The following is a 21,869-nucleotide window of genomic DNA, read 5'->3' as shown; positions in this document are numbered from 1 at the left end:
AAGGAGGCTTGCATGAAACTCCGCGACACACTGGAACTGCTGCTGCTCTCCGCTATCTGGGGGGCTTCTTTCCTGCTCATCAGCCTGACCGTGCAGAGCTTTCCCCCCACCTGGGTTGCGCTCATTCGTGTCACCTTTGGCTCCGCCTTCCTCTGGACTGTGCTGCTGGCCAAGCGCCGCACCCTCCCACCGCGCCGCCTGATCGTGTGGCTGCTGCTGGTCGCGCTGTTCAATAACGCGATTCCGTTCGTCTTCTTCGCCATCGGCGAGCGCACCGTTCCCAGCAGCATCGCCGCGATTCTCAATGCCACCACGCCTATCTGGGCAGTCCTGCTCAGCCTCAGCTTCATGAAGCAGAAGTTCGAAAGCCGCACGATTCCCGGCGTGCTGCTCGGTTTCTTCGGCGTCATCCTGGTGGTCTACTCGCATGGGGCCGACACGTCTGCGGTGCGCTCCGTGCACTCGTATGCCGTAGGCATTCTCTTCATCGCCCTGGCCAGCGCCGGATATGCCATCGCTACGGTCATCGCCAAAGCCAAGCTCGCGGGCCTCGACCCGATCGGTCTGGCGACTACCCAGCTCAGCCTTGCCGGCCTCATGGTCCTTCCGGTCGCGCTGCTCGGCCCGCATCCTGTTCATGTGCAGACGAAGTCGATCCTTGCGGGCATTACCCTCGGCATTGCCGGCAGTGGCCTGGCCTATCTGCTGTACTACAGCCTGCTGGATCGGATCTCTTCGACGCGTGTGGTCTCGGTGACGTATCTGCTGCCGATCTGGGGGCTTTTCTGGGGAGCTATCGCGCATGAACACATCGCGGCGCCGGCTTATATCGGTGTTGCTATCGTGATCTCGGGGCTTTACCTGCTCAATCGGAAAGTGCCGGCGAAGGAGATGCCGGTTCCAATCGAAGTTTGTCGGGCTTCGCTTGATGCGTGAGTTTCGGTGGGGCGAGAAGGCGGTCTGAAAGCGCGGTATGTCTCGCCAGTGCAGACGAGATATACCGCGCTTTCAGCGCTTGATTCGTTATGGGCTTGGTACCTGGGGCTTAGACGCAAAGCGCGCCACAAACATTTGAATCGCGCTCTGCGTCACGGGCTTGCGCCCAGGCTGGGATATACCGCCCCTTTGGGGCTGGTTCGATGCCGCTTCGAGGTTCTTGCGTAAGTCCTATATGTGTTCTGTCGCAGGAGACGCACCAGCAACTGTTGGCTCTATACCAACTTGTATGAGAGGCCATGATTGGACTAGACTAACTAGACTAAGTCCGATGGAGGCTCCAGTGGAAACCGTCAACATGCACGAGGCCAAAACTCATCTTTCGAAGCTCGTCGACAAAGCTTCGAAGGGAGAGTCCATTATCATCGCCAAGGCCGGAAGGCCTATGGTGAGGCTCGTAGCTTTCGATGCCCCCGAAGAAAAACCAAAGAAGCGGATTGGTTTCATGAAGGGGCAAGGAACGTTTCCAGAGGATTTCAAGGCCGTCGGGCGTGAAGAGATCGAGGAGATGTTCGGGTTGTCCGAATGAAGCTGCTCCTCGATTCCCACCTATTGATCTGGTCTGCTCTTGTCACGCGGCCATTGCCCGAAAAAACAAAACGCCTGCTTAGCGATCCGGAAAACGATCTGATTTTCAGTTCGGCCAGTGTGTGGGAGATCACCATCAAAGCGGGCCTGGGCAAACGCGACTTTCAGATCGATCCCCGTGTTTTGCGGCGCAATCTGTTCGACAACGGTTACGAGGAACTTCCGCTCACAAGTGAGCACTCCATGGCCCTGCTGAACTTGCCCCCGATCCACAAAGATCCTTTCGATCGGATTCTGATTGCGCAGGCCATGGTGGAAGGCATTACTTTGCTGACGGTCGATGCTACCGTTGCCGAGTATCCAGGCCCTATACGAAAGATCTGAAACGCAAAATAGATTCAACGTGGTTTATGCGGGTTAAGAAAGTGCGACCATCGTGCCGCCACCTATATTTCGCGCCTTCAGCGCTTGGTTTTGAGGTGGTTCCCTAACCCAGGGCTTCGCCCTGGGCTGGTATATATCGCCCTTTCAGGGCTCAAAAAGCAGAGGCCGGGCATGTTTGCCCGGCCTCTGTCTTTTCGATCGTGGAACGAACCTACTGTCCGCCCTCGTTCTCTTTGATGAACGCCGCTGTTCGGTCGTGCAGGCCGTGTAGCGCTTCCTCATTCACATAGACCATGTGGCCGGTGGGAAAGAACTTGTACTCGATGTTCTTCTGCAGGGAGGCCGGGAGAGGAAGGTGCTTCATCTCATACGTCGCGCCGAAGTACAGCGTGCCGAGGTCGAAGTAGCCGCCCATCAGCAACACATGCATCTTCGGGTTCACCTTCATGGTGTAGGCCAGGTCGGCCGAGACGTTCACACTCGTGCCAGGCCATCCGCCCTGTCCGTTGTGCTTCATGTCCCAGTTGAATCCAGGCTCGGCTGCGCTCGGCTTGTAGGTCAGGTTGTCGCCGAACTTCAACGTCTGGTGGGCATAGGCATTCATCGATGCCAGATAGGCCGAGCCAATGGCTTCAGTAAACGGGTCATAGTCGGCGCTCGCGCTCAGAGGATCGATGTGCGGGCCTTCATAGCGCGAGTCCAGACGGCCTGTCGTCGTGTCGCTGCCGTCCTGCAGGTACTTGGAGAACTCGCCGCCTGTCATGCGCAGGTTGGCCTTTATCCAGAGGGCTTGAGGAACTCCCGTGTAGCTTTCGAGCTTTGTGGCTACAGCAGCCTTCTTCGACGGATCCAGGTCCGCGCCTTGCAGCAGCGCTGTGGCATACTCGCCGATTGAATATTGTTCCACCTCATGCAGCCAGGGCTCGAGCTCCGCGGGCTGGTTCGGCACCTTGTGGTGATACCACGCGGTTGCCGCAAAGCTCGGCAGCGCGAGGAAGAAGCCGTTGTCCGTGCCGGGATTGCCATCGGCCCCGTCAGCCGAGTTGTTGAAGCTCAGGATCTGGCTCAACAGGACCACTCCGTTCAGATCCACGGCATGCTGTTGCAGGGTTGCGCTCAGCACGGCGTCGCGCGTGGTGCCGTAGCTCTCGCCGAAGAGGAACTTCGGCGATGTCCAGCGGTCGTACTTGGTCAGGAAGCGGCGGATGAAGCGGTCGAAGGCGCCCGCATCCTGATCGATGCCGTAGAACGACTTGAAGGCGTCCTTGCCCAGCACGCGGCTGTAGCCCGTGCCCGGTGCGTCGATGAAGACCAGGTCAGCGACATCCAGCAGGCTGTACTGGTTGGGCACGATCTTGTAGGGGCCACCGAACTGGTGCTGTGTGTCCGGCGTTACGACCCGCACAGGAGACATGCTGCCCATGCGCAGATACATCGTCGCCGAGCCGGGGCCGCCGTTGTAGAAGAACACTACCGGCCGCGTGCCTGCGTCCGGGCCTTTGGCGAAGTAGGCCGTATAGAAGATGCGCGCTGTGGCGGGCTGATCTTCGAGCTTAACGGGGAGGTCCACACCGGAGTCCGGCAGCAGCTTGCCATCCAATCCAAGCGTCGCGTCCTGTGCGTCGCTTGAACCGACAGTGATGATGCCGGCGACGGCCTTATACGCGATAGCCTTGCCACCCTCGACCGTTACGGAACCTTCGGTTACGGAATCGGCTGGAGGAGGTGTGGGCTTCTTATCCGACTCAGCAGCGACGGTAGTGGTGGTTGTCGTGGTGGTTTTCTCGTTGCCGTGATGCTCCTGGGCTAGAGCCACAGCGGAGAACAGACAGAGAACACAGACCGAAAGATTGGTCACAGAAAGAGTTGGACGCATTTATTTCTCCTGTTGCTACGACGCGCAGTATGATTCGAAGTTTTACTATATTGCGATTGCAGTTGCAATTGCGGCAGTTTGCAGAACACGGCGGAGGCCAATAGTGTAGAGCATTTCACTACACGAAGAACAAGCAACAGCAAAAGCTTTAACGCAGAGGGCGCGGAGGTTTCGCAGAGGGTGTCGTGGCGGCCTTTGCGTTTACTGCTCCATCTCCGGATAGGGTCCGACTCCGCCACCGGCGATCCACTGGTCGAGGTGTTCTTCGAGGACGGGGAGCGGCACGGACCCTGTCTCCAGCACGGCGTCGTGGAAAGCACGGATGTTGAACTTCGTGCCCAAGGCAGCCTCTGCTTTGTGGCGCTCCTTGAGGATCGACAGCTCACCGAGGTAGTAGGAGAGTGCCTGCCCCGGCCAGGAGATGTAGCGGTCGACTTCGGTCTCGATCTCATGGTCGGAGAGTGCTGTGTTGTCGTGCAGATACTGCCGCGCCTGTTCGCGGGTCCAGCCCTGCGAGTGGATGCCGGTATCGACGACCAGCCGCGCTGCGCGCCAGGCTTGATAGCTCAACATGCCGAAGGTCTCATAGGGTGTGTGATAGATGCCCATCTCCGTGCCAAGCCGTTCACAGTAGACGGCCCATCCCTCGCCATAGGCAGAGATATACGCGCCGCGAAACTTCGGCAGGTCTTTGTGCTCCATGGCGATTGGAATCTGGAAGGCGTGACCAGGCGCGGACTCGTGCAGGGTGAGTGCGGGCAGCGCGAACAGGCCGCGCGACGGGAGATCGTAGGTGTTCACGAAGTACACTCCCGGGCCGCCTCGGGCCGAGGTGTAGAACGGCGCAATCTCCGCTGGAACAGGGCGTATGCCAAATCGCTCTCGTGGCAGATAGCCGAAGTAGCGTGCGGCTACGCCGTCGAACTCCTTGGCGATAAAGGCAGCGCGCATCAGCAACTCTTCCGGCGTCTTCGCGTAGAACTGGGGATCAGTGCGAAGGTACTGGAGGAATGCCGGGAAGTCGCCCTTGAAGCCCGTCTGCTGGATCGCGGTGAGCATCTCGGCGTGGATGCCGGCCATCTCATGCAGGCCGATCTCGTGGATCTGCTCTGGGGACAGATCGACTGTGGCGTATTCGAGAATCTTCGACCGGTAGTAAGCCTTGCCGTCCGGCAGACTCTCTGCGGCGAGCGACTCCTGCGCTCCGGGCAGATACTCTTCGCGGAAAAACTTAAGCAAAGACGCGTAGACCGGAATGATCTTCTGTTCTATGACGGCACGTGCTTTGAGCCGGATCTCGGCTTGCGTGCTCTCGGGGATGGAGGCCGGCATCGTGGCGAAGGGCTTCCAGAATGGCGTGTCTTCCGCGTGCTTTGCCTCGGCAATCGCGGCGATGGAAAGATCGCGGCCCTTCAGGGTTACTTTGGGTGGCGTAAACCGGCGCGCAAGGCCGGCGCGCATGTTCGCTACCTCTTCGTTGAAGAAGCGCGGTGTGTCGTTCAACTGGGAGACGTAGTGGGTGTAATCCTCGGCCGTCTTGAAGGAGTTGACTGGCGGGTCCGAGATCCCCGACCAGAAGGCACTGTCGGAGTTTACCGGCATCTCGTAGTCGCGGAACTTCTCGCTATTGATCAGCACCTCGATCTGCGAGCGAAAGACGCGGTAGTTCATGGTCTCCGCAGGGGAAAGAGCTTTCACATGCAGCGCGTCGAGTTGCGACCTCACGTTTGTCCAGTGCGCCAGATAGGCCTGCTGGGTGGCTTCATCTACCTTCGGCAGTTCGGGGAGGATGGTCTCGTCGTTCTCATCGTCGGAGCCGCCGGGCTGCGCCTTCCGCCACGCTGACTCGGCGGTGTAGATCGCCTTCAGACGAGCGTCTTCACGGGTATTTGGGGTCACGGCGGATGATTGTGATTCCGCCGATACGGCAAAGGTTATGGCAAACACGGTTGCCGCGATGACCGCCATCCCGAACCTGAACTTCATCGTTTCTCGCCTCTCATGTATCAGCAATTCTAAAGGCGGTGGGTAGAGACGGCAGGTTGTTGGCTCGCTGCAGTGGTAGCACGATATCTCGCCCCTTCGGGGCTGAGGTCCGTGTTCATCCCGTAAAATTCGATCTATGCCTGCTGCGCATACGCAGACGCATTTCAAGGAGCCCATTTCATGCGTGTAGGCCTGATGACCCGTGAATATCCACCCTACGTCTATGGAGGCGCAGGCGTCCACGTTGAGTATCTCTCGCGTGAACTCGCCAGGAAGATCGAGGTCGAAGTCTATGCGTGGGGCGATGCTCCGGACCATGATGGGCTGAAAGAACTCGAAACTCCACATGAGGCGCATCTCGATGTCCACTTCGAGAACCCGTGGCCGCTGATCTCGCACGGCACCCAGGCCAAGTTCAAGGGAGCGCTTGAGGCACTCTCGCTAAACCTGCTGCAACAGCTTCATCTGGAGAAGCTCGACGTCATCCACACCCACACCTGGTACGTGTCGATGGCGGGCTTTCTGGCGAAGAAGCTGTACAACATTCCGTTCGTGCTGACGACGCACTCGCTGGAGCCATTGCGCGCATGGAAGGCCGAGCAGCTTGGCACCGGTTATGCCTTGAGTTCATGGATGGAGCGGACGGCCATTCTGGATGCCGATGCTATTGTCGCGGTGTCGAATGGCACCAAGGCCGACATCCTGAAGGCCTATCCCGATGTTGATCCCGCGCGCATTCACGTTATCTACAACGGCATCGATCTGAATCAGTACCAGTGGACGCCCGACACAACCGCGCTGCACGCCTTTGGCGTGGACGAGACGAAGCCTTACGTTCTGTTTGTCGGTCGAATCACACGGCAGAAAGGTGTGACGCATCTGGTCGAAGCCGTTCAGCACCTGCCTGCGGGGACGCAGGTTGTGCTCTGCGCGGGTGCGCCCGACACTCCGGAGATCGCTGCCGAAATACAGGAAAAAGTCGCCACTGCACGAGCGGCCGGGGGCAATATCGTGTGGATTGAGAACATGGTTAGCAAACAGGACGCGATTCAGCTCTACTCGCACTGCGCGGTCTTCTGCTGCCCTTCGGTCTATGAGCCCTTCGGCATTATCAATCTGGAGGCGATGGCCTGCCGGGCTCCGGTGGTGGCGAGCGCTACAGGTGGGATTCTAGAGGTGGTCGTAGAGGGCGAAACCGGTCACCTGGTGCCTTTTACCGCCGATCCGGTTACGACATTTCCAGTCGACACGGCGCAGTTTGCACGGGATCTGGCCGCGCGTATCTCTGAAGTGCTTGCTGACCCCGCGAAGGCTAAACAGATGGGGGAAGCCGGGCGCAAGCGGGTGGAAGACCACTTCTCCTGGACTGCGATCGCGGATCAGACGATCGAGCTGTACGAGAAGCTCATCGCAGCACGGGGATAGTTATTTAGCTCCGAGGCACAATGGCGCACTCCGAGGTGGCTATCGGGGGCGTGGCAATCCTTTTATCGCCGTCATACCCGATGAACTCTACTGTGTTCGACTTGAGGGTAATACGGGCAAACGCGGACGATGAGTAGAGATGGTTAGCGCAGCGAACGTCCTGCCCAAGCGTGCCGAAGACGGCAATGGGAGCCATGGTTGACCCTTGCGAATCCTCGGGAAGATCTTCGGGATAGATCCAACGGATGTCCGTCACAAAGGGGATGCCGCGAATCGAAAATAACGACTCGCCCCCGGCATAGAGCTGTCGAATAGCTCCGTTCGGAAAAAGATGCACGTCGATACCGCTGGGAATGACAACGCCGACTTCGTTCAGCTTCATCGACTTGCCCTTAGGCAGGAAAAGCTCAAAGCCGATGTCGCTACCCGGAGATTGGCTGACCTTCGTCCCAGCGGGAAAGAGCAACGGACTCGCCGCTGGCTGGCCTGCCTGCCGGGGTGCGCGCACCGGCGTTTCTTTCGACAGATCGCATCGCCATAGCAGGGGTTCTCTCCTGGCCAGTTCGATGTCTCCGGCGCTGCATGGCCAGCCACCAATGACCGCGTCTTCCGCCAGAGTCACGTCCCACCAGGAGTCATAGTCGTGACCGATATGGCCTGAGAGCATGACACCCAGAATGCGTGTGGGACCGGGCAGATCGGCCGTGCTTAGATCCGTGAGAGCGTCATCCTTCCAGTAGATCGCTGTGCCGGCAGGCAGATCGAGCCCTTCGATCTGCCTGGGCGCAGTGAGTGTCGTGTGGCGATGCGCCTCGGATGCCGCATATTCTCTGGCCTCGGATGCCGCATTTTCTCTGGCCTCGCGAGCTTCCTTGATCTTGTCGAGCCGCAGCCAAACGCCAACGCCAACAAGGAAGGCGATAAAAATCGCAGAGATTGACAGAAAAATAACTCTTGCAATTCCATGAGTTCGCCAACCGGCAGCCAGACTGGCGAGTGCTACGACCAGCACTACCGGCCAGCCTTTGACCAGAAGGAAGAACACGATAAAGTACCACGAAAAATGCAAGTCCAAACGGGTCTCCCTTGCAGCGGCAGGGGCTGAATAGTGCCTTTTCCCCTGTGATTCTCGCCCGAAGAAGCGAGCATACCTGCAACCGGATAGTATTCCGTTCCGGCAGAGCAAAAGCCAACGCTGCCCGGAGCTAACACTCTAATGCTGGGGGCGAGGAACCGTGGATAGATCGAGCGTAAGGACATAGATCACGATCGCCGCGGCGATGAAGACAACACCCACCCAGAACTTCCAGTCCTTATGCGCGCGTTGCCAATAGGGAATCCCCTGAGGATGCGGGGGATGCGGTCCCGTATCGCGATGCGAATGCTCACCACCATGTTTCTCGTCACTCATTGAACCTGCCTTCTTAGAGCAGAACCCCTATTACTGTCCCCCGGAAAGAGCTGAGGAGTGGAGCTTTTCTTGCTGAAAAGCTCCGTCCAAATGATTGCCTTTGGGTATACCTATAGGGGCTCTGCTCCGTCTTTCTCCTTGGATGCAATTTTCAGGGAATTATCCGCTCCAAGCGGCTGAAAACTAGCGTGTTCCGCTCAGGCATCGTTCATGCCATGTTCACAGCAGACGAAAGCGCCTGTTCGGCGGCATCCAGCGAACGCCGGCAAAGAGATTTATAATGGACTTCCTACGCGCGTTCGAACCGCGCCCCACACTTTCCTCACCGAGGAGTTTTGCTATGTCAAACCTGCTAGATCAGCTTAAGTCGATGACCACGGTGGTTTCCGATACCGGCGACATCAATGCCATCAAGAAGTACAAACCAACCGACGCGACGACGAATCCTTCGCTCATTGCGGCTGCTGCCGCATTGCCCGAGTATCAGCCCATCGTCGACGGCGTGTTGCAGACCGCGCGCGCGAAGGCCCCCGCCGGCACATCCGACAAAGATGTCGCGGCTTCGGCGTTCAAGTCGCTGGCTGTGGCCTTCGGCCTCAAGATTCTCGACATCGTCCCGGGTCGCGTCTCCACCGAGGTGGATGCACGCCTGAGCTACGACACCGAGGGTTCCCTCGCTGCGGCGCGCGACATCATCAAGCAGTACGCTGACGCCGGTATCGGCACCGATCGCGTGCTCATTAAGCTCGCGTCTACGTGGGAGGGCATCCGCGCCGCGGAGATCCTCGAAAAAGAGGGTATCCACTGCAATATGACGCTGCTCTTCGGCATGCACCAGGCCGTCGCCGCTGCTGAAGCCCACGTCACGCTGATCTCGCCGTTCGTCGGCCGTATCCTCGATTGGTACAAGCAGGACACCGGTAAGGACTACAAGGGTGCGGATGACCCCGGCGTCCACTCGGTCACGGAGATCTATCACTACTACAAGAAGTTCGGCTATAAGACCGTCGTGATGGGTGCGAGCTTCCGCAACACCGGCGAGATCATCGAACTGGCCGGCTGCGATCTGCTCACCATCGCACCCAAGCTGCTCGAAGAGCTGCAGACTACCGAAGGCACGCTGGTTCGTAAGCTCGAACCTGCCGCTTCCAAAGACGATGCGATCGAGAAGATTACGGTCGACAAGGCCACCTTCGACAAGATGCATGCTGAGAACCGCATGGCGCACGACAAGCTGAAGGAAGGCATCGAAGGCTTCTCCAAGGCGCTTGAAGGGCTTGAGCACTTGCTGACCGAACGACTGACGGAACTACCTGAGCCTGCGCTTCAGGCATAAGAAAAAATGGCGGCCCTTGCGGGCCGCCATTTTTCTGCCTCCCATCAACGGTCAAGGCTTGCACTGCGAACGATCCACGAAACCTGCATCCAGGCGTAACAGTCCGGGCTGAGGTTGTGGAGCAGAAGCAGCCGCACAGGGCAGCAGCACGAGGTTTGGCTGGTCGACCGCTGCGCCGGGGGCCGCGGCCTGCAGAACATAGACGTCGCTGAAGGGTGGCGTCGTGAAGAGCCCCGGCGGTTCGTAGCTTCCTTGACCACGGTCCAGCACGACTGCGGTGAAGTGTTGCCCGGCGATCTGGCGATGGAACTCCTGCACAGCGGGCTGATATCCGCGGCCCAGCACGGCATCCAGAGCGTCCATCTCGGCGTGCATCGGCTTGCCCGCCATCAGGCCATCGTAGCTATGGTTTACGAGCCACACATCCCCTGGCGTCGCGCGCAAGTCTTCCATGAATTGCTGGCGCGCTGCCAACGATCCCTCTATCGGCAGTACCTGTCCGGGGCGATAGAGGTGTGCCATCAGCTGTAAGGTCAGCGCCATCCAGAGCAGTGCCGGGACTGAAACGCGCGCGAAAGAGGGCACGGATTCAGATGTCTCCCAAACCACAAGCAGCCGATGGACCGCCACTCCGGTGAGGATGGCCACCCAGGCGTACAACGGAATTGTTGCGTTGATATTGGCTCCGCCATGGGCTCGAACGAACCAAACGGCCGCGCCCAGGAGCGCTGTGACGATAGCGAAGAACGATCCGTCACGCTCTCGCCAGCGCATGGGGGCCAGCAACACAGCCATCAGGATCAGGATCACGGCAACCGGCAGCGGCTCAAAAAAGTCATGCGGCAGAAACATCGCTGCTTCCCGCGGAGCCCAGCCCAGCGCGCCCGACGTGCCGAACGCATAGAAGCTGTACCAGTGCTGCGTTAGATGATTGAGCCAGACGACGCTGGCCCAGGCCATCGCCGTAAAGGCTGCCATCCCCAGCAGCATGCGCTTTGGCCGCTGCCACTCCACGAGGAAGATCGCCAGCCCCAGGGGCAGAAAAGTTTGTTTGCCATGAAAGGCAAGCAGCCACATCACTGCCGCCAGCAGAGGATGCGCTCGCCGCGTCGCCAATACGGCAAGAAGAAACAGGAAGACCGACAACGAATCGACTCGGCCCACGTCGAACCAGCCCAGCACGAAGACATACAGGCTGGCGAAGAGTCCAACCGCCACCGCTGCAGCCGCGAATCGCTTTGTCTCCTTCCAGACCATCAGGAAGATCACGCCGAAGCTGCCGAGCGTAGAGAGAATCGACACCATACGCAGCGGGGCATAGCTGAGGCCCATCACCTTGGACAACGCGGCTGAAAGATAGAAGAACAGCGGAGCATACAGATAGGGAGCCCACTCCAGGCTTGGCGCTGCGTAGAGCGGATAGCCGTGCCGCAGCCTCCAGACCGAGGTCATCATGCCACTCTCGACGCGGTCCACCTCGAACGGGTAGTGCAGGCGATGCAGAGCGATGAAGAGAAAGAACAGTACAAAGAAAAGCGATAACCCGAGAGCGGCCAGCCGCAAGGGGCGCTCCAACCTGGATTCTTCATTGAGCGGCATACGCCCATTTTAGAGCCCGGACCTCAACACGGCGCGGAAAAGTGTCTCGTCCTGCCGTCTATCGGTGATAGCCTTTGGGAGCAATGGGGGAACAACTTTCAACCAATCAGGCAGCGCGACCTGGCGCTTCGGACACTCTGCTGCGTATTGCGGTCTTGATTCCCTGCCATAACGAAGAGGCTGCTATCGGTAAGGTCGTTAAGGCTTTTGCCCGTGAGCTTCCTTCGGCGACGATCTACGTCTACGACAACAACTCTACCGACCGCACCATTGAAGTCGCCCGCGCCGCAGGAGCTTTCGTCTCGGTTGAACGATTGCAAGGCAAAGGCAACGTCGTCCGCCGCATGTTCTCGGACATCGAGGCCGACGCCTATGTGCTGGTCGATGGCGACGACACGTACGAAGCTGCCAGCGCCGTTCCCATGCTCGACATGCTCTTCTCCGAAGGCATCGATATGGTTACCGGTACGCGTGTCACCAGCATCGCAGCCGCCTACCGCCGCGGCCACCGCTTCGGCAATGCGATGCTTACAGGCATCGTTCGCTCCATCTTCGGCAACCGCATTACGGATATGCTCTCGGGCTACCGCGTCTTCAGCCGCCGCTTCGTCAAGAGCTTTCCCGCGCTCAGCTCCGGCTTCGAGACCGAGACGGAACTCACTATCCATGCGCTGGAGCTCAAGATGCCGCTCGGCGAGATTGAGACCCCGTACCGCGATCGCGGCGAAGGCAGCACCTCCAAGCTGAATACCTACAAGGACGGAGCGCGTATCCTCGCTACGATCGTCGCGCTGGTTAAGGATCAGCGCCCTTTGCAGTTCTTCACGATTAGCGGAGCCATTCTGTTCGTTCTGGGTGTTGGCCTGAGCGTTCCTATTCTGATCGAGTTCCACCGGACGCACCTGGTCCCACGCTTTCCGACAGCAATACTCTCGACGGGCATCGTGCTGCTTTCGTTCCTCTCGATGGTTTGTGGTCTGGTGCTGGATTCGGTCGCACGTGGACGTAAAGAGGCCAAGCGCATGACCTATCTTTCGATTCCCGCGTCGATCATCCGGCGTTGAAGATTGAAGGTCATCGTTTATAAATTGGCGCTCCTGAAAATGCGCCCGTAGCTCCGCCGTCAACGACAATCTCACTCGCTTGCACAAAAGACGATTCCTCCGAGGCGAGGAAGAGAACCGCGTTCGCGACTTCGAGTGGCCGGCCCATACGACCGAGTGGGATGGCTGCCTTTAGCTTCTCGATAAATGGGTCACGATCTTCGTCGTGACTTGAGATTGCAGCGTCCAGAAGAGGTGTATCCACGGAACCGGGCGTCACGACATTGACGCGAATGCCGCGAGGAGACAGTTCAGATGCCAGCACCCTTGCCAGCGTTCGCAGGGCAGCTTTGCTGGCGGCATAGGCCGACCATCCCGGCCTGCCGTTAACACTCTGGACTGAGCCATGTGAAGATCAACGAAGCGCCGTCGTTGAGGTACGGCAGACACGCCTGAATCAGAAAAAAGGTTGACGTTAAATTGACGTTCACAACGCTTTCGAAGATCTCAACCGAAGAGCCCCCAAGGGGAGTCGGGATCGAGAGTCCTGCATTTGCAAATACTATGTCGAGCTTCCCGAACTCTTCGACCGTGCGTTCTATGGCTCTTTCCATCGCGGGAAAGTCCGAGACATCCGCGTTGATGGCAAGGGCATCAGGGCCGAGTTCCTTTGCCGCCGCATCCAGCCGGAGTTGATCCCTGCCTGTGATTGAGACCTTTGCGCCTTCCACTCGAAGTAGCCTGGCCGTTGCCAAACCAATTCCACTGCTGCCGCCGGTAATCAAGGCGACTTTGTTCTGTACTCTCAAAGCTTTACTCCAGATTCTTTGCATCTATGCCACACAAGGTGGCGAGCCGTTGGACGAAATCCGCGTTCTTTCCGGTGGAATTTTACATTTTGCTCTTCAAAGTGCAGGCGATCTGCTGTTAATCTATCTGGAGTCCGGGCCCCTACTCTGGGCAAGTTTCAACATAAAAGCATTGTTGCCTGGTGTAGGAGAACTATGAAAAACCATCGTCTGTCTTTCTCGTCTGTGGCAAGCGTACTGAGCGTGGCTTTTGCTCTTGGGTTGAGCGGCTGCTCGGCGAACTTCGGGGACACGACCAATACCTCGACGCAGACCGCGGTGCACATTAAGGGCGTGGTTCATGGGGGCCAGCAGCCGCTCAACGGCGCGCATGTCTACATGTATGCCGCCGGCACTGCCGCTTATGGTGGGAGCGGTATCGCCGCCTCCTCCAGCAATGCGTCGACCTCTCTGCTGACTGCCGCGACGGGAAACCCCGCGGATGGGAACGGAAACTTCTACGTCACTACGGATACAGGGGGCAGCTTCGATATCAATGGGGCATTCGCCTGCTCTTCTGGCCAGCAGGTCTATCTCTATTCGAGCGGCGGAGATCCGCAGTTGGGTGGCGAAGGCGTTGCCGGTACACCGAATTCTGCCGCAACGCTGCTGGCAGTGGTGGGCAACTGCGCCAGCGCGACTCCCAGTGCGGCCTTTCCAACCGCCACCTTCGTGTCTCTGAATGAGGTCAGCACTGTCGCTGCCGCGTATGCTTTGGCGGCCTTTGCCACCGATCCGCTGCATATCGGCGCACCCAGCGCGGTAACGGGCCATGCGCTCTCTGGGACCGGTATTGCCAATGCGTTCAATACCGCACTGAATATCGTGGACCAGGCCAGCGGAGCTCCTAATCCGACCTTGCCCCTGAACAGCAAGGCCACAGTTCCCGTGACTACGATCAACACTGTGGCGGACATCCTGGCGGCCTGCGTCAACACCACCGGAACCAGCTCGTCTGGCTGCGGCACACTCTTCTCCAATACGACCTACGGCACCGCGCCGACCGATACGGCAACGGCGGCCATCAACATCGCGCAGCACCCGGGGGCCAATGTCTCCGCCCTACTCGGCCTGGTAACGACAACCAGTCCCTTCCAGGGGACCCTTAGCTCTGCCAACGACTTCTCCCTCGGTATCAACTACACCGGCGGCGGCGGCCTGAACGAGACCTTTGGGATCGCGATCGACGGCGAGGGCAACGCCTGGGTGCCTAATTCTGGAACTGACTCCGTGACCAAGATCTCCAGCGCCGGAGCAATCCTCTCCGGAACCAACGGCTATACCGGCGGCGGCCTGAACGATCCCGCAGGGATCGCGATCGACGGTGCGGGCAATGCCTGGGTGACGAATGCTTTATGTTGCGGCGTGACCAAGATCTCCAGCGCCGGGGTGATCCTCTCCGGAACCAATGGCTATACGGGCGGTGGCCTGGACGGTACACAGGGAATCGCGATCGACAGCTCCGGCAACGCCTGGGTGACGAATTTCGAGGGTGCCTCCGTGTATGAACTCACCAGCACCGGAACAATCCTCTCCGGGGACAACGGCTATCAGGGCGGTGAGATGGACGGGACACAGGGGATCGCGATCGACGGCTCCGGCAACGCCTGGGTGGCGAGTGAAGATTCTTTCTCCGTGATCAAGCTCTCCAGCGCCGGGACAGGCCTCTCTGGAACCCTCGGCTATAGGGGCGGCGGCCTGGAAGATCCCAATTCGCTCGCAATCGACAGCTCGGGCAACGCCTGGGTGACGAATCACACAGGCGCCGTGACCAAGATCTCCAGCGCCGGGACATTCCTCTCCGGGACCAACGGCTACACGGCCGCCCCAGCCGGCACACAGTTTCCAGGGGGAATCGCGATCGACGGCTCGGGCAATGCCTGGGTAGTGAATCCTGGAGGAGGCTCCGTGATTGAACTCTCCAGCACCGGAGCAATCCTCTCCGGAACCAACGGCTATACAGGCGGTGGCCTGAACTACCCAGAGGCGTTGGCGATCGACGGCTCCGGCAACATCTGGGTGGGAACCATCCAGGGTCACCCCGTGACCGAGCTGATCGGCCTTGCTACCCCCGTGATTACTCCGATCTCTGCGGGTCTGCCCGTTATCCCAACGACGGACGGAACCAGCAACCTCGGCACACGCCCGTAGCTGCTTCGCTCGAGGGCTCTGTCATCGTTCGTTACGTGCGGGCCCTGTTCTGCGTAAGTTTTTACGAATGAGCCCCCTGTTCCGGTGTGGGAGATCTATGCAAAATCTCCAGAAGAGCCCCTCCGGATGAATCTGGCACCATGGAAACCTTAGATCTGGCTCTACCTGATCGCCCAGGACTCGAGTATGTTTGGATGAATTGCGTCCACATATCAAAAACACCCCAGGGGAGACCATCATGGCCACGTCCAGCAGCCCGTCAACCCCTCGGCAGGGGGAAGGTCCTGTGAAGACAAAGGCTCTGTCACTCTCTTTCGTGGTCAGTTCTGTTGGGCTTGCCAGCGTAGTTATCCTAAGCGGATGCTCAGCGAACTTCGGTGACGTCTCCAGCGCTCCCACTGGGACGGCCATGCACATCAAGGGCGCGGTTCATGGAGGCCAGCAGCCGCTCAATGGCGCGCATGTCTATATGTATGCCGCCAACACAGGGGCGTATGGCGGTAGCGGCATCGCTGCCTCCTCGAGCAATGCGTCGACCTCCTTGCTGACCGCTGCGACGGGGAATCCGGCGGATGGGAACGGGAACTTCTATGTCGTCACGGATGCAGGAGGCAATTTCGACATCCACGGGGCTTTTGCCTGCACGCCGAACACTCAGGTCTATCTGTATTCGATCGGCGGAGATCCGCAGTTGAGTGGTCAAGGAGTTGCCGGTACGCCGAATTCTGCGGCAGCGTTGATGGCGGTAGTGGGCGACTGCGCGAGTGCGACTCCCAGCGGCGCCTTCCCGAACGTTACGTTCGTGTCTCTGAATGAGGTCAGTACGGTAGCCACTGCATATGCGCTGGCAGGTTTTACCACCGATCCCCTGCACATCGGGGCGCCTAGCGCATCGGGCGATGCGCTCGCCGGGACCGGCCTGGCCAACGCCTTCACGATCGGGCTGAACCTCGTGAACCAGAGCACCGGACTGCCCAATCCTACCTTGCCTCTCAACAGCAACGCTGTGGTCCCCGTGACCACGATCAACACCGTGGCAGACATCCTGGCTGCCTGCGTCAACTCCAGCGGCGCTGGTTCCTCCGGATGCAGCACACTCTTCTCCAACACGACCTACGCCACGATGCCCACCGATACGGCCGCCGCAGCCATCAACATCGCGCAGAACGCGGGAACCAATATTAACTTTCTGCTCCCTCTGGCAAACAACACCAGTCCCTTCCAGCCCTTCAACAGCACTATCATCGACTTATCTCTTGGGATCAACTACACCGGCGGCGGCTTGACCTCTCCGAATGGGATCGCAGTCGACGCCTCGGGAAACGCCTGGGTGGCGAATGCCGGAGGGTTTGACGTGACCGAGATCTCCAGCTCCGGGTCCTATCTTTCCGGAGCCAGCGGCTACCAAGACATCTCCCTGGTTGGACCCAGTAATATCGCGATCGACCGCGCGAACAATGTCTGGGTAACCAGTGGTGGTATTGGCCTGATCGAACTCTCCAATGCAGGGACCGTCTTCAACGGAACCGTCGGCTCCCGCGGCGGCGCCCTGGACGAGCCGGAGTCGATCGCGATCGACGGCGCGGGCAATCTCTGGGCGAGTGATTTTCGCAACTCCGTAAGCAAGCTCTCCAGCACAGGGGCGATACTTCCCGGGGACGTTTACACCGGCGGCGGCCTGAGCGAGCCCAATGGAATGGCGATCGACGGCGCGGGCAACGCCTGGGCGGGGAATTTCAGCGGTGCCTCCGTGACCGAGTTCTCCAATACCGGAACAGTCCTTTCCGGAACCAACGGCTACACCGGCGGGGGCCTGCAAACGCCACAACAGATCGCGATTGACGGAGCGGGCAATGCCTGGATAGCCGGTGGGGGGTTCGCTGTCACCGAGATCTCCAATACCGGGACATTCCTCTCCGGGACCACCGGCTACGTTGCCGACAATACCGTGAACGAGGCTGCCGGGATCGCGATCGACGGGGCTGGCAACGCCTGGGTGGCCAACACCTTCGGCTCTGTCGTCGGGATCTCCAGCACCGGGGCAACTCTCTCCGGTTTCAGCGGCTACGCCAACGGCGGCCTGAATCAGCCCATGCAGATCGCGATCGACGGCTCAGGCAACGCCTGGATCACGAACTTTCAAGGCAACTCCGTGACCGAGATGATCGGCCTTGCTACCCCTGTGGTGACTCCGATCACTGCCGGTCTGCCCGTTGTTCCAACGCCGGACGGAAGCAGCAACCTTGGCACTCGCCCGTAGATTCTTATCTGGAGTTCGGGCCCCTGTTCTGCGTAAGTTTTACGAATATGACTACCGTTCCCTTATAGGAGAACTATGCGAAACCATCCTCTGTCTTTCTCGTCTGTGGCCAGCGTACTGGGCGTGGCTTTTGTGCTTGGTATGACCGGCTGCTCGGCGAACTTCGGGGATGTTTCCAATACCTCGACGCAGACCGCCGTGCACATCAAGGGCGTCGTACATGGAGGACAGCAGCCGCTCAATGGCGCGCATGTCTATATGTATGCTGCCAGCACTGCCGCTTACGGCGGGAACGGCATCGCCGCCTCCTCGAGTAACGCGTCGACCTCGCTGCTGACTGCTGCGACGGGGAATCCGGCGGATGGGAATGGGAACTTCTACGTCACCACGGATCCCTATGGCAACTTCGATATCAATGGCGCTTTCGCCTGCACGCCGAACACCCAGGTCTACCTGTACTCCATCGGCGGAGATCCGCAGGTCAACGGAGTTGGCACCCCCAGCGGCGCCAACCTGGCGGCAACGCTGCTGGCTGTAATGGGCAACTGCGCCAGCGCGACTGCCAGCGGTGCCTTCCCGGGCGTTACCTTCGTGACCATGAATGAGGTCAGCACGGCTGTGACGGCCTTTGCTTTGGCAGGCTTTGCGACCGATCCGTTGCACATCGGTGCGCCCAGCGCGGTAACGGGCCATGCAGCCTCCGGGATTGGATTAGCAAATGCCTTCAATACTGCATTGAATATTGTGAACCAGGCCAGCGGGCTGCCCAATTCGACCTTCCCTCTCCATAGCAACGTCACAGTTCCCGTGACCAGGATCAACACCGTGGCGGACTTCCTGGCTGCCTGCGTCAATACCACCGGAACTAGCTCGTCCGGATGCAGCACGCTCTTCTCCAATACCACCTATGCCACCGCGCCCACCGATACGGCAGCAGCGGCCATCAACTTCGCGCAGAACCCGAATGGCAATGTCGCCACACTGATCGGTCTGATTACCAGCACCAGTCCCTTCCAGCCATTCTTCAACTCGGCCAACGACTTGTCTCTCACTCTCAACTACGCCGGTGGCGGCCTGAGCGGGCCCAGTGGGGTCGCGATCGACAGCGCGGGCAACGCCTGGGTAACGAATCCTTCCGATGACGCCGTGACCGTGATTTCCAGCTCCGGGGCATTCCTCTCCGGGGCCAATGGCTACACCGGCGGCGGCCTGAGCCATCCATTGGGGATTGCGATCGACAGCTCAGGCAACGCCTGGGTGGATAATCTTGGTAGTAACTCCGTGACCGTGATTTCCAGCTCCGGGACATTCCTCTCCGGAACCAACGGCTACACCGGCGGCGGCCTGAACGAGCCAGAGGGCATCGCGTTCGATGGCCTGGGCAACGCCTGGGTGGCTAATGAAGGAGGTAACTCCGTGACTGAGATCTCCAGCACCGGAACGTTCCTCTCCGGGACCAATGGCTACACCGGCGGCGGCTTCAGCGATCCCGATGGGATCGCGATCGACGGCTCGGGCAACGCCTGGGTGGCTAATTTCGGGATTAACTCCTTGACCGAGGTCTCCAATGCCGGGGCAATCCTCTCCGGAGCGAATGGGTACACCGGCGGCGGCCTGGACTTTCCACAGGGGATTGCGATCGACAGTTCCGGCAACGCCTGGTCGCCCAATGACTTAGGCGAATCTGTGTCTAAGTTCTCAAATACCGGGGCAATTCTCTCCGGGACCACCGGCTACACCGGCGGCAGCCTGAGCCAGCCAACGGCGATCGCGATCGACGGCTCGGGCAACGCCTGGATAAGTAACTTCCATGGCAATACAGTGACCGAACTCTCCAATGCCGGAGCCATTCTCTCCGGAACCGGCTTCTATACTGGCGGCGGCCTGAACGGGCCAGAGGGGATCGCGATCGACAGCTCGGGCAACGTCTGGGTGCCAAACTTCCTGGGCAGCTCCGTGACCGAGATCATCGGCGTTGCTACTCCCGTGATCACTCCGATCGCTGCAGGTCTGCCCATTGTTCCAACGCTGGATGGAACCAGCAACCTGGGCACTCGCCCGTAGATTCTTTGCTGGGCTTAGCGCGACCCATCCGTTAATGGATAGGCAAAGAAGTCACTGTCCCCCAACTGCACCCAGCCGTCGGGCTTGCGCGCTGAGTTGGCGAACTTCGTCACGATGAACCGCAAGCCCATCTTCTGGAGCGGCTCCGTGATGGTGTGCTTGTCGGCGACCGAATCCCATACCTGCTGCGGGTCGGCGCTGTTGGGTGTCTCTACTTCTGCGAGGATTTGCGCACCCGCCAGCCTTGCCCACTGGTGATCCAGATAGCAGGCTGTGTCTCCGAAGCAGGCGATCTTGTCGCCGGGTTTGAGGCCCATTGTGTTAAGGGCCTGAGCCATGGGGTTCATCTCCGGGTTGTAGCCGGCTTCTCCGCGATGTGCGGCAGGTTCGAGACGGCGGCGTTCCAGCAGATAGCTTCCGGCCTGTGCGATGGCGACGCCTGCCGTCAGCACTACCAACGCGGCGGCGATCCAGCGCGTACGATCACCTTCGCCCTCGCGGCGCTGCAACCACGCAAAGAGCGGCAACAGCACCAACAGAAACGGTCCCGTTAGATAGCGGTCCTGCAGATCGATGGGAAAGTAGATGCCCAGCATCAGCAGACCCCATGCGACAGCGGGAGCGCCTACCCACAGCGCGCGTCGCCTTGGCCAGATCGCACCGAAGGCGAGCATTACGCCTAAGAGGACGAAGACCTCCGGGCGCGCGAGCAGGAAGCGCGTCAGCAACTCCGTGCAGCGGAGCAGTCGCTCCAGATGGCCTCTGAGCCAGAAGTGCGGCTTCAGGCCATCGGTCCAATAGGCTGGGTCGAACCACAGCGGAAACGTGCCCACCGGGTGCGCCGCGAAGCTGAAGACCGGTGGCGGTGCAGCGATGACGGCTTCAGGGTGCGTGAATGTGCCTACGGCGTGGCCGAGATCGTGGAGGTACCACTCGTGCCAGCGCGGGGTCTGGTCAATAAAGAAGCAATAGTTCAGGCGCGCGGAGTCACCAGTCGACAGGTGTCCTAACTGTCGCGAGACCGCTACGACATAAGGCCCGGCGATGGCCGCAAATACCACTCCCGCGACTACAGCGCCGGAGGCGATCTGCGTCCGAGCGCTGCCCTTGCGCGTAAGACCGAAGATCAATGCCGCCAAGATCAAAAATACAGACGGCAGGAAGGCAAAGGATTTGACCAGATAGGCGCAGCCCAGTATGGCTCCCAAGACAGGCCACGCCCAGAAGCCTGTGCCTGCCTGCAGCCGCAGCACCAGCCCCATGGCGAACAGCAGTAGCGCCATGAGCAGTGTGTCGGAACGTACCGCTGAGAGGGGCAGTTCGCGTCCGGCGCTTATCGTCAGCAGTGCTAATCCGAGCAGATGCAAGGCCCACTCTGGGACCGCTGCGCCAGGTTCACCCGGCCCGCGCTGCGCGCGCAGCCGCACCAGCCCGGTCGTCAAAAAGAGACATGCCGCCATCGCCAACGCGAAGATGACGACGTTGGTGTAGCGCGCCATCGCCATCTCGGTCCAGCGCGTGGGGTGAACAAGCATCCTCACCACGGCCAGCACCGCAGGATAGCCGGGGTTCCAGTAACCGTTGATCGCGAGGCCCGCGTGACCATCGGTCAGGGCCTGCGAGATGTCCATGAATGCTGTGCCATCGCCATCCATGATGTAGCCGTCGTAGCGGGCATACCCAAAGGCCACTACCAACATCAGGACTGCATACACACCTAGCAGCCGGCGAATGCGTTGACTCGTCATGAAGCTCCTCTAGGCACGATGGATTAAGTATAGGGGAGTGGTTGACGAAGTTTATGAAACACAAGGTTTGAGCCGTGCCATAGAGAGTCCAGCCACAGCAAACGAGAAGCAGGTTCCCTACGGGAATGACAACCAGAAAAACAAAAGCGGGAGCGGTCGCCCTTCGGGCGATGCCCTGGAGATGGGGCACCCGGTTTCGTGACTCCGCCTCAAA

16 protein-coding genes and 1 pseudogene are annotated in these 21,869 nt (G+C 59.6%); 9 read left to right on the top strand and 8 right to left on the bottom strand.

Annotation, left to right across the window (positions count from 1 at the left end; all coding sequences use genetic code 11):
• The first annotated feature begins 12 nt into the window (after positions 1-12).
• The 3 genes from GSQ91_RS08245 to GSQ91_RS08235 all read left to right on the top strand — a co-directional run bounded on the left by GSQ91_RS08245 (position 13) and on the right by GSQ91_RS08235 (position 1,908).
• Positions 13-936, top strand: coding sequence for a DMT family transporter (locus GSQ91_RS08245; RefSeq protein ID WP_158820987.1), 924 nt, complete (start codon positions 13-15; stop codon positions 934-936).
• A gap of 343 nt (positions 937-1,279) precedes the next feature.
• Positions 1,280-1,525, top strand: coding sequence for a type II toxin-antitoxin system Phd/YefM family antitoxin (locus GSQ91_RS08240; RefSeq protein ID WP_158820984.1), 246 nt, complete (start codon positions 1,280-1,282; stop codon positions 1,523-1,525).
• Positions 1,522-1,908, top strand: a complete 387-nt coding sequence (locus GSQ91_RS08235) for a type II toxin-antitoxin system VapC family toxin (RefSeq protein WP_158820982.1) — start codon at positions 1,522-1,524, stop codon at positions 1,906-1,908. Before GSQ91_RS08240 ends, GSQ91_RS08235 begins: the two co-directional genes overlap by 4 nt.
• A 211-nt stretch (positions 1,909-2,119) precedes the next feature.
• Here GSQ91_RS08235 and GSQ91_RS08230 read toward each other — a convergent pair whose 3' ends face one another.
• Both GSQ91_RS08230 and GSQ91_RS08225 read right to left on the bottom strand, forming a co-directional pair.
• Positions 2,120-3,784: a S10 family peptidase gene (locus GSQ91_RS08230; RefSeq protein ID WP_158820980.1), complete on the bottom strand. Its 1,665-nt coding sequence runs from the start codon at positions 3,782-3,784 to the stop codon at positions 2,120-2,122.
• A 201-nt stretch (positions 3,785-3,985) separates the two neighbouring features.
• Positions 3,986-5,770, bottom strand: a complete 1,785-nt coding sequence (locus tag GSQ91_RS08225) for a DUF885 family protein (RefSeq protein ID WP_158820978.1) — start codon at positions 5,768-5,770, stop codon at positions 3,986-3,988.
• A 180-nt stretch (positions 5,771-5,950) separates the two neighbouring features.
• On the opposite strand from GSQ91_RS08225, the gene glgA reads away from it, so the two are divergent.
• Positions 5,951-7,195 (top strand): glycogen synthase, encoded by a 1,245-nt coding sequence (glgA, locus tag GSQ91_RS08220; RefSeq protein ID WP_158820976.1) that lies wholly within the window; start codon positions 5,951-5,953, stop codon positions 7,193-7,195.
• A gap of 4 nt (positions 7,196-7,199) precedes the next feature.
• Here glgA and GSQ91_RS08215 read toward each other — a convergent pair whose 3' ends face one another.
• Both GSQ91_RS08215 and GSQ91_RS08210 read right to left on the bottom strand, forming a co-directional pair.
• Positions 7,200-8,270, bottom strand: a complete 1,071-nt coding sequence (locus tag GSQ91_RS08215; RefSeq protein WP_158820974.1) for a hypothetical protein — start codon at positions 8,268-8,270, stop codon at positions 7,200-7,202.
• A 138-nt stretch (positions 8,271-8,408) separates the two neighbouring features.
• Positions 8,409-8,606: a hypothetical protein gene (locus GSQ91_RS08210; protein ID WP_158820972.1), complete on the bottom strand. Its 198-nt coding sequence runs from the start codon at positions 8,604-8,606 to the stop codon at positions 8,409-8,411.
• 340 nt (positions 8,607-8,946) lie between these two features.
• On the opposite strand from GSQ91_RS08210, the gene GSQ91_RS08205 reads away from it, so the two are divergent.
• Positions 8,947-9,942, top strand: coding sequence for a transaldolase (locus tag GSQ91_RS08205; protein WP_158820970.1), 996 nt, complete (start codon positions 8,947-8,949; stop codon positions 9,940-9,942).
• 51 nt (positions 9,943-9,993) lie between these two features.
• Here GSQ91_RS08205 and GSQ91_RS08200 read toward each other — a convergent pair whose 3' ends face one another.
• The gene (locus GSQ91_RS08200) at positions 9,994-11,541 is read right to left on the bottom strand and encodes a glycosyltransferase 87 family protein (RefSeq protein ID WP_158820968.1); all 1,548 of its coding nucleotides are present in this window, start codon (positions 11,539-11,541) and stop codon (positions 9,994-9,996) included.
• Between the two features lie 83 nt (positions 11,542-11,624).
• Between GSQ91_RS08200 and GSQ91_RS08195 the strand changes: the two genes are divergently transcribed.
• The gene (locus tag GSQ91_RS08195) at positions 11,625-12,605 is read left to right on the top strand and encodes a glycosyltransferase family 2 protein (RefSeq protein WP_158820966.1); all 981 of its coding nucleotides are present in this window, start codon (positions 11,625-11,627) and stop codon (positions 12,603-12,605) included.
• A gap of 10 nt (positions 12,606-12,615) precedes the next feature.
• On the opposite strand, the pseudogene GSQ91_RS25850 reads toward GSQ91_RS08195, so the two are convergent.
• Positions 12,616-12,930: pseudogene (locus GSQ91_RS25850) on the bottom strand (SDR family oxidoreductase); the annotation flags it as partial.
• A gap of 40 nt (positions 12,931-12,970) precedes the next feature.
• Positions 12,971-13,393, bottom strand: coding sequence for an SDR family oxidoreductase (locus tag GSQ91_RS25845; RefSeq protein WP_254064424.1), 423 nt, complete (start codon positions 13,391-13,393; stop codon positions 12,971-12,973).
• A gap of 195 nt (positions 13,394-13,588) precedes the next feature.
• Between GSQ91_RS25845 and GSQ91_RS08185 the strand changes: the two genes are divergently transcribed.
• The 3 genes from GSQ91_RS08185 (at position 13,589) to GSQ91_RS08175 (ending at position 19,907) form a co-directional block, all read left to right on the top strand.
• Positions 13,589-15,583 (top strand): hypothetical protein, encoded by a 1,995-nt coding sequence (locus GSQ91_RS08185; RefSeq protein ID WP_158820964.1) that lies wholly within the window; start codon positions 13,589-13,591, stop codon positions 15,581-15,583.
• A gap of 238 nt (positions 15,584-15,821) precedes the next feature.
• The gene (locus GSQ91_RS08180; RefSeq protein ID WP_371417095.1) at positions 15,822-17,843 is read left to right on the top strand and encodes a hypothetical protein; all 2,022 of its coding nucleotides are present in this window, start codon (positions 15,822-15,824) and stop codon (positions 17,841-17,843) included.
• 75 nt (positions 17,844-17,918) lie between these two features.
• Entirely contained in the window at positions 17,919-19,907 is a 1,989-nt protein-coding gene (locus GSQ91_RS08175; protein WP_158820962.1) for an NHL repeat-containing protein, read from the top strand.
• A gap of 14 nt (positions 19,908-19,921) precedes the next feature.
• Here GSQ91_RS08175 and GSQ91_RS08170 read toward each other — a convergent pair whose 3' ends face one another.
• Positions 19,922-21,655 (bottom strand): hypothetical protein, encoded by a 1,734-nt coding sequence (locus GSQ91_RS08170; protein WP_158820960.1) that lies wholly within the window; start codon positions 21,653-21,655, stop codon positions 19,922-19,924.
• Between the last annotated feature and the right edge of the window lie 214 nt (positions 21,656-21,869).

It is taken from the genome of Granulicella sp. S156, from assembly GCF_009766105.1.
Taxonomy (GTDB): Bacteria; Acidobacteriota; Terriglobia; order Terriglobales; family Acidobacteriaceae; genus Granulicella.
The sequence above is the reverse complement of the archived record's forward strand: the minus strand, read 5'-3'. Positions and strand labels throughout refer to the sequence as shown.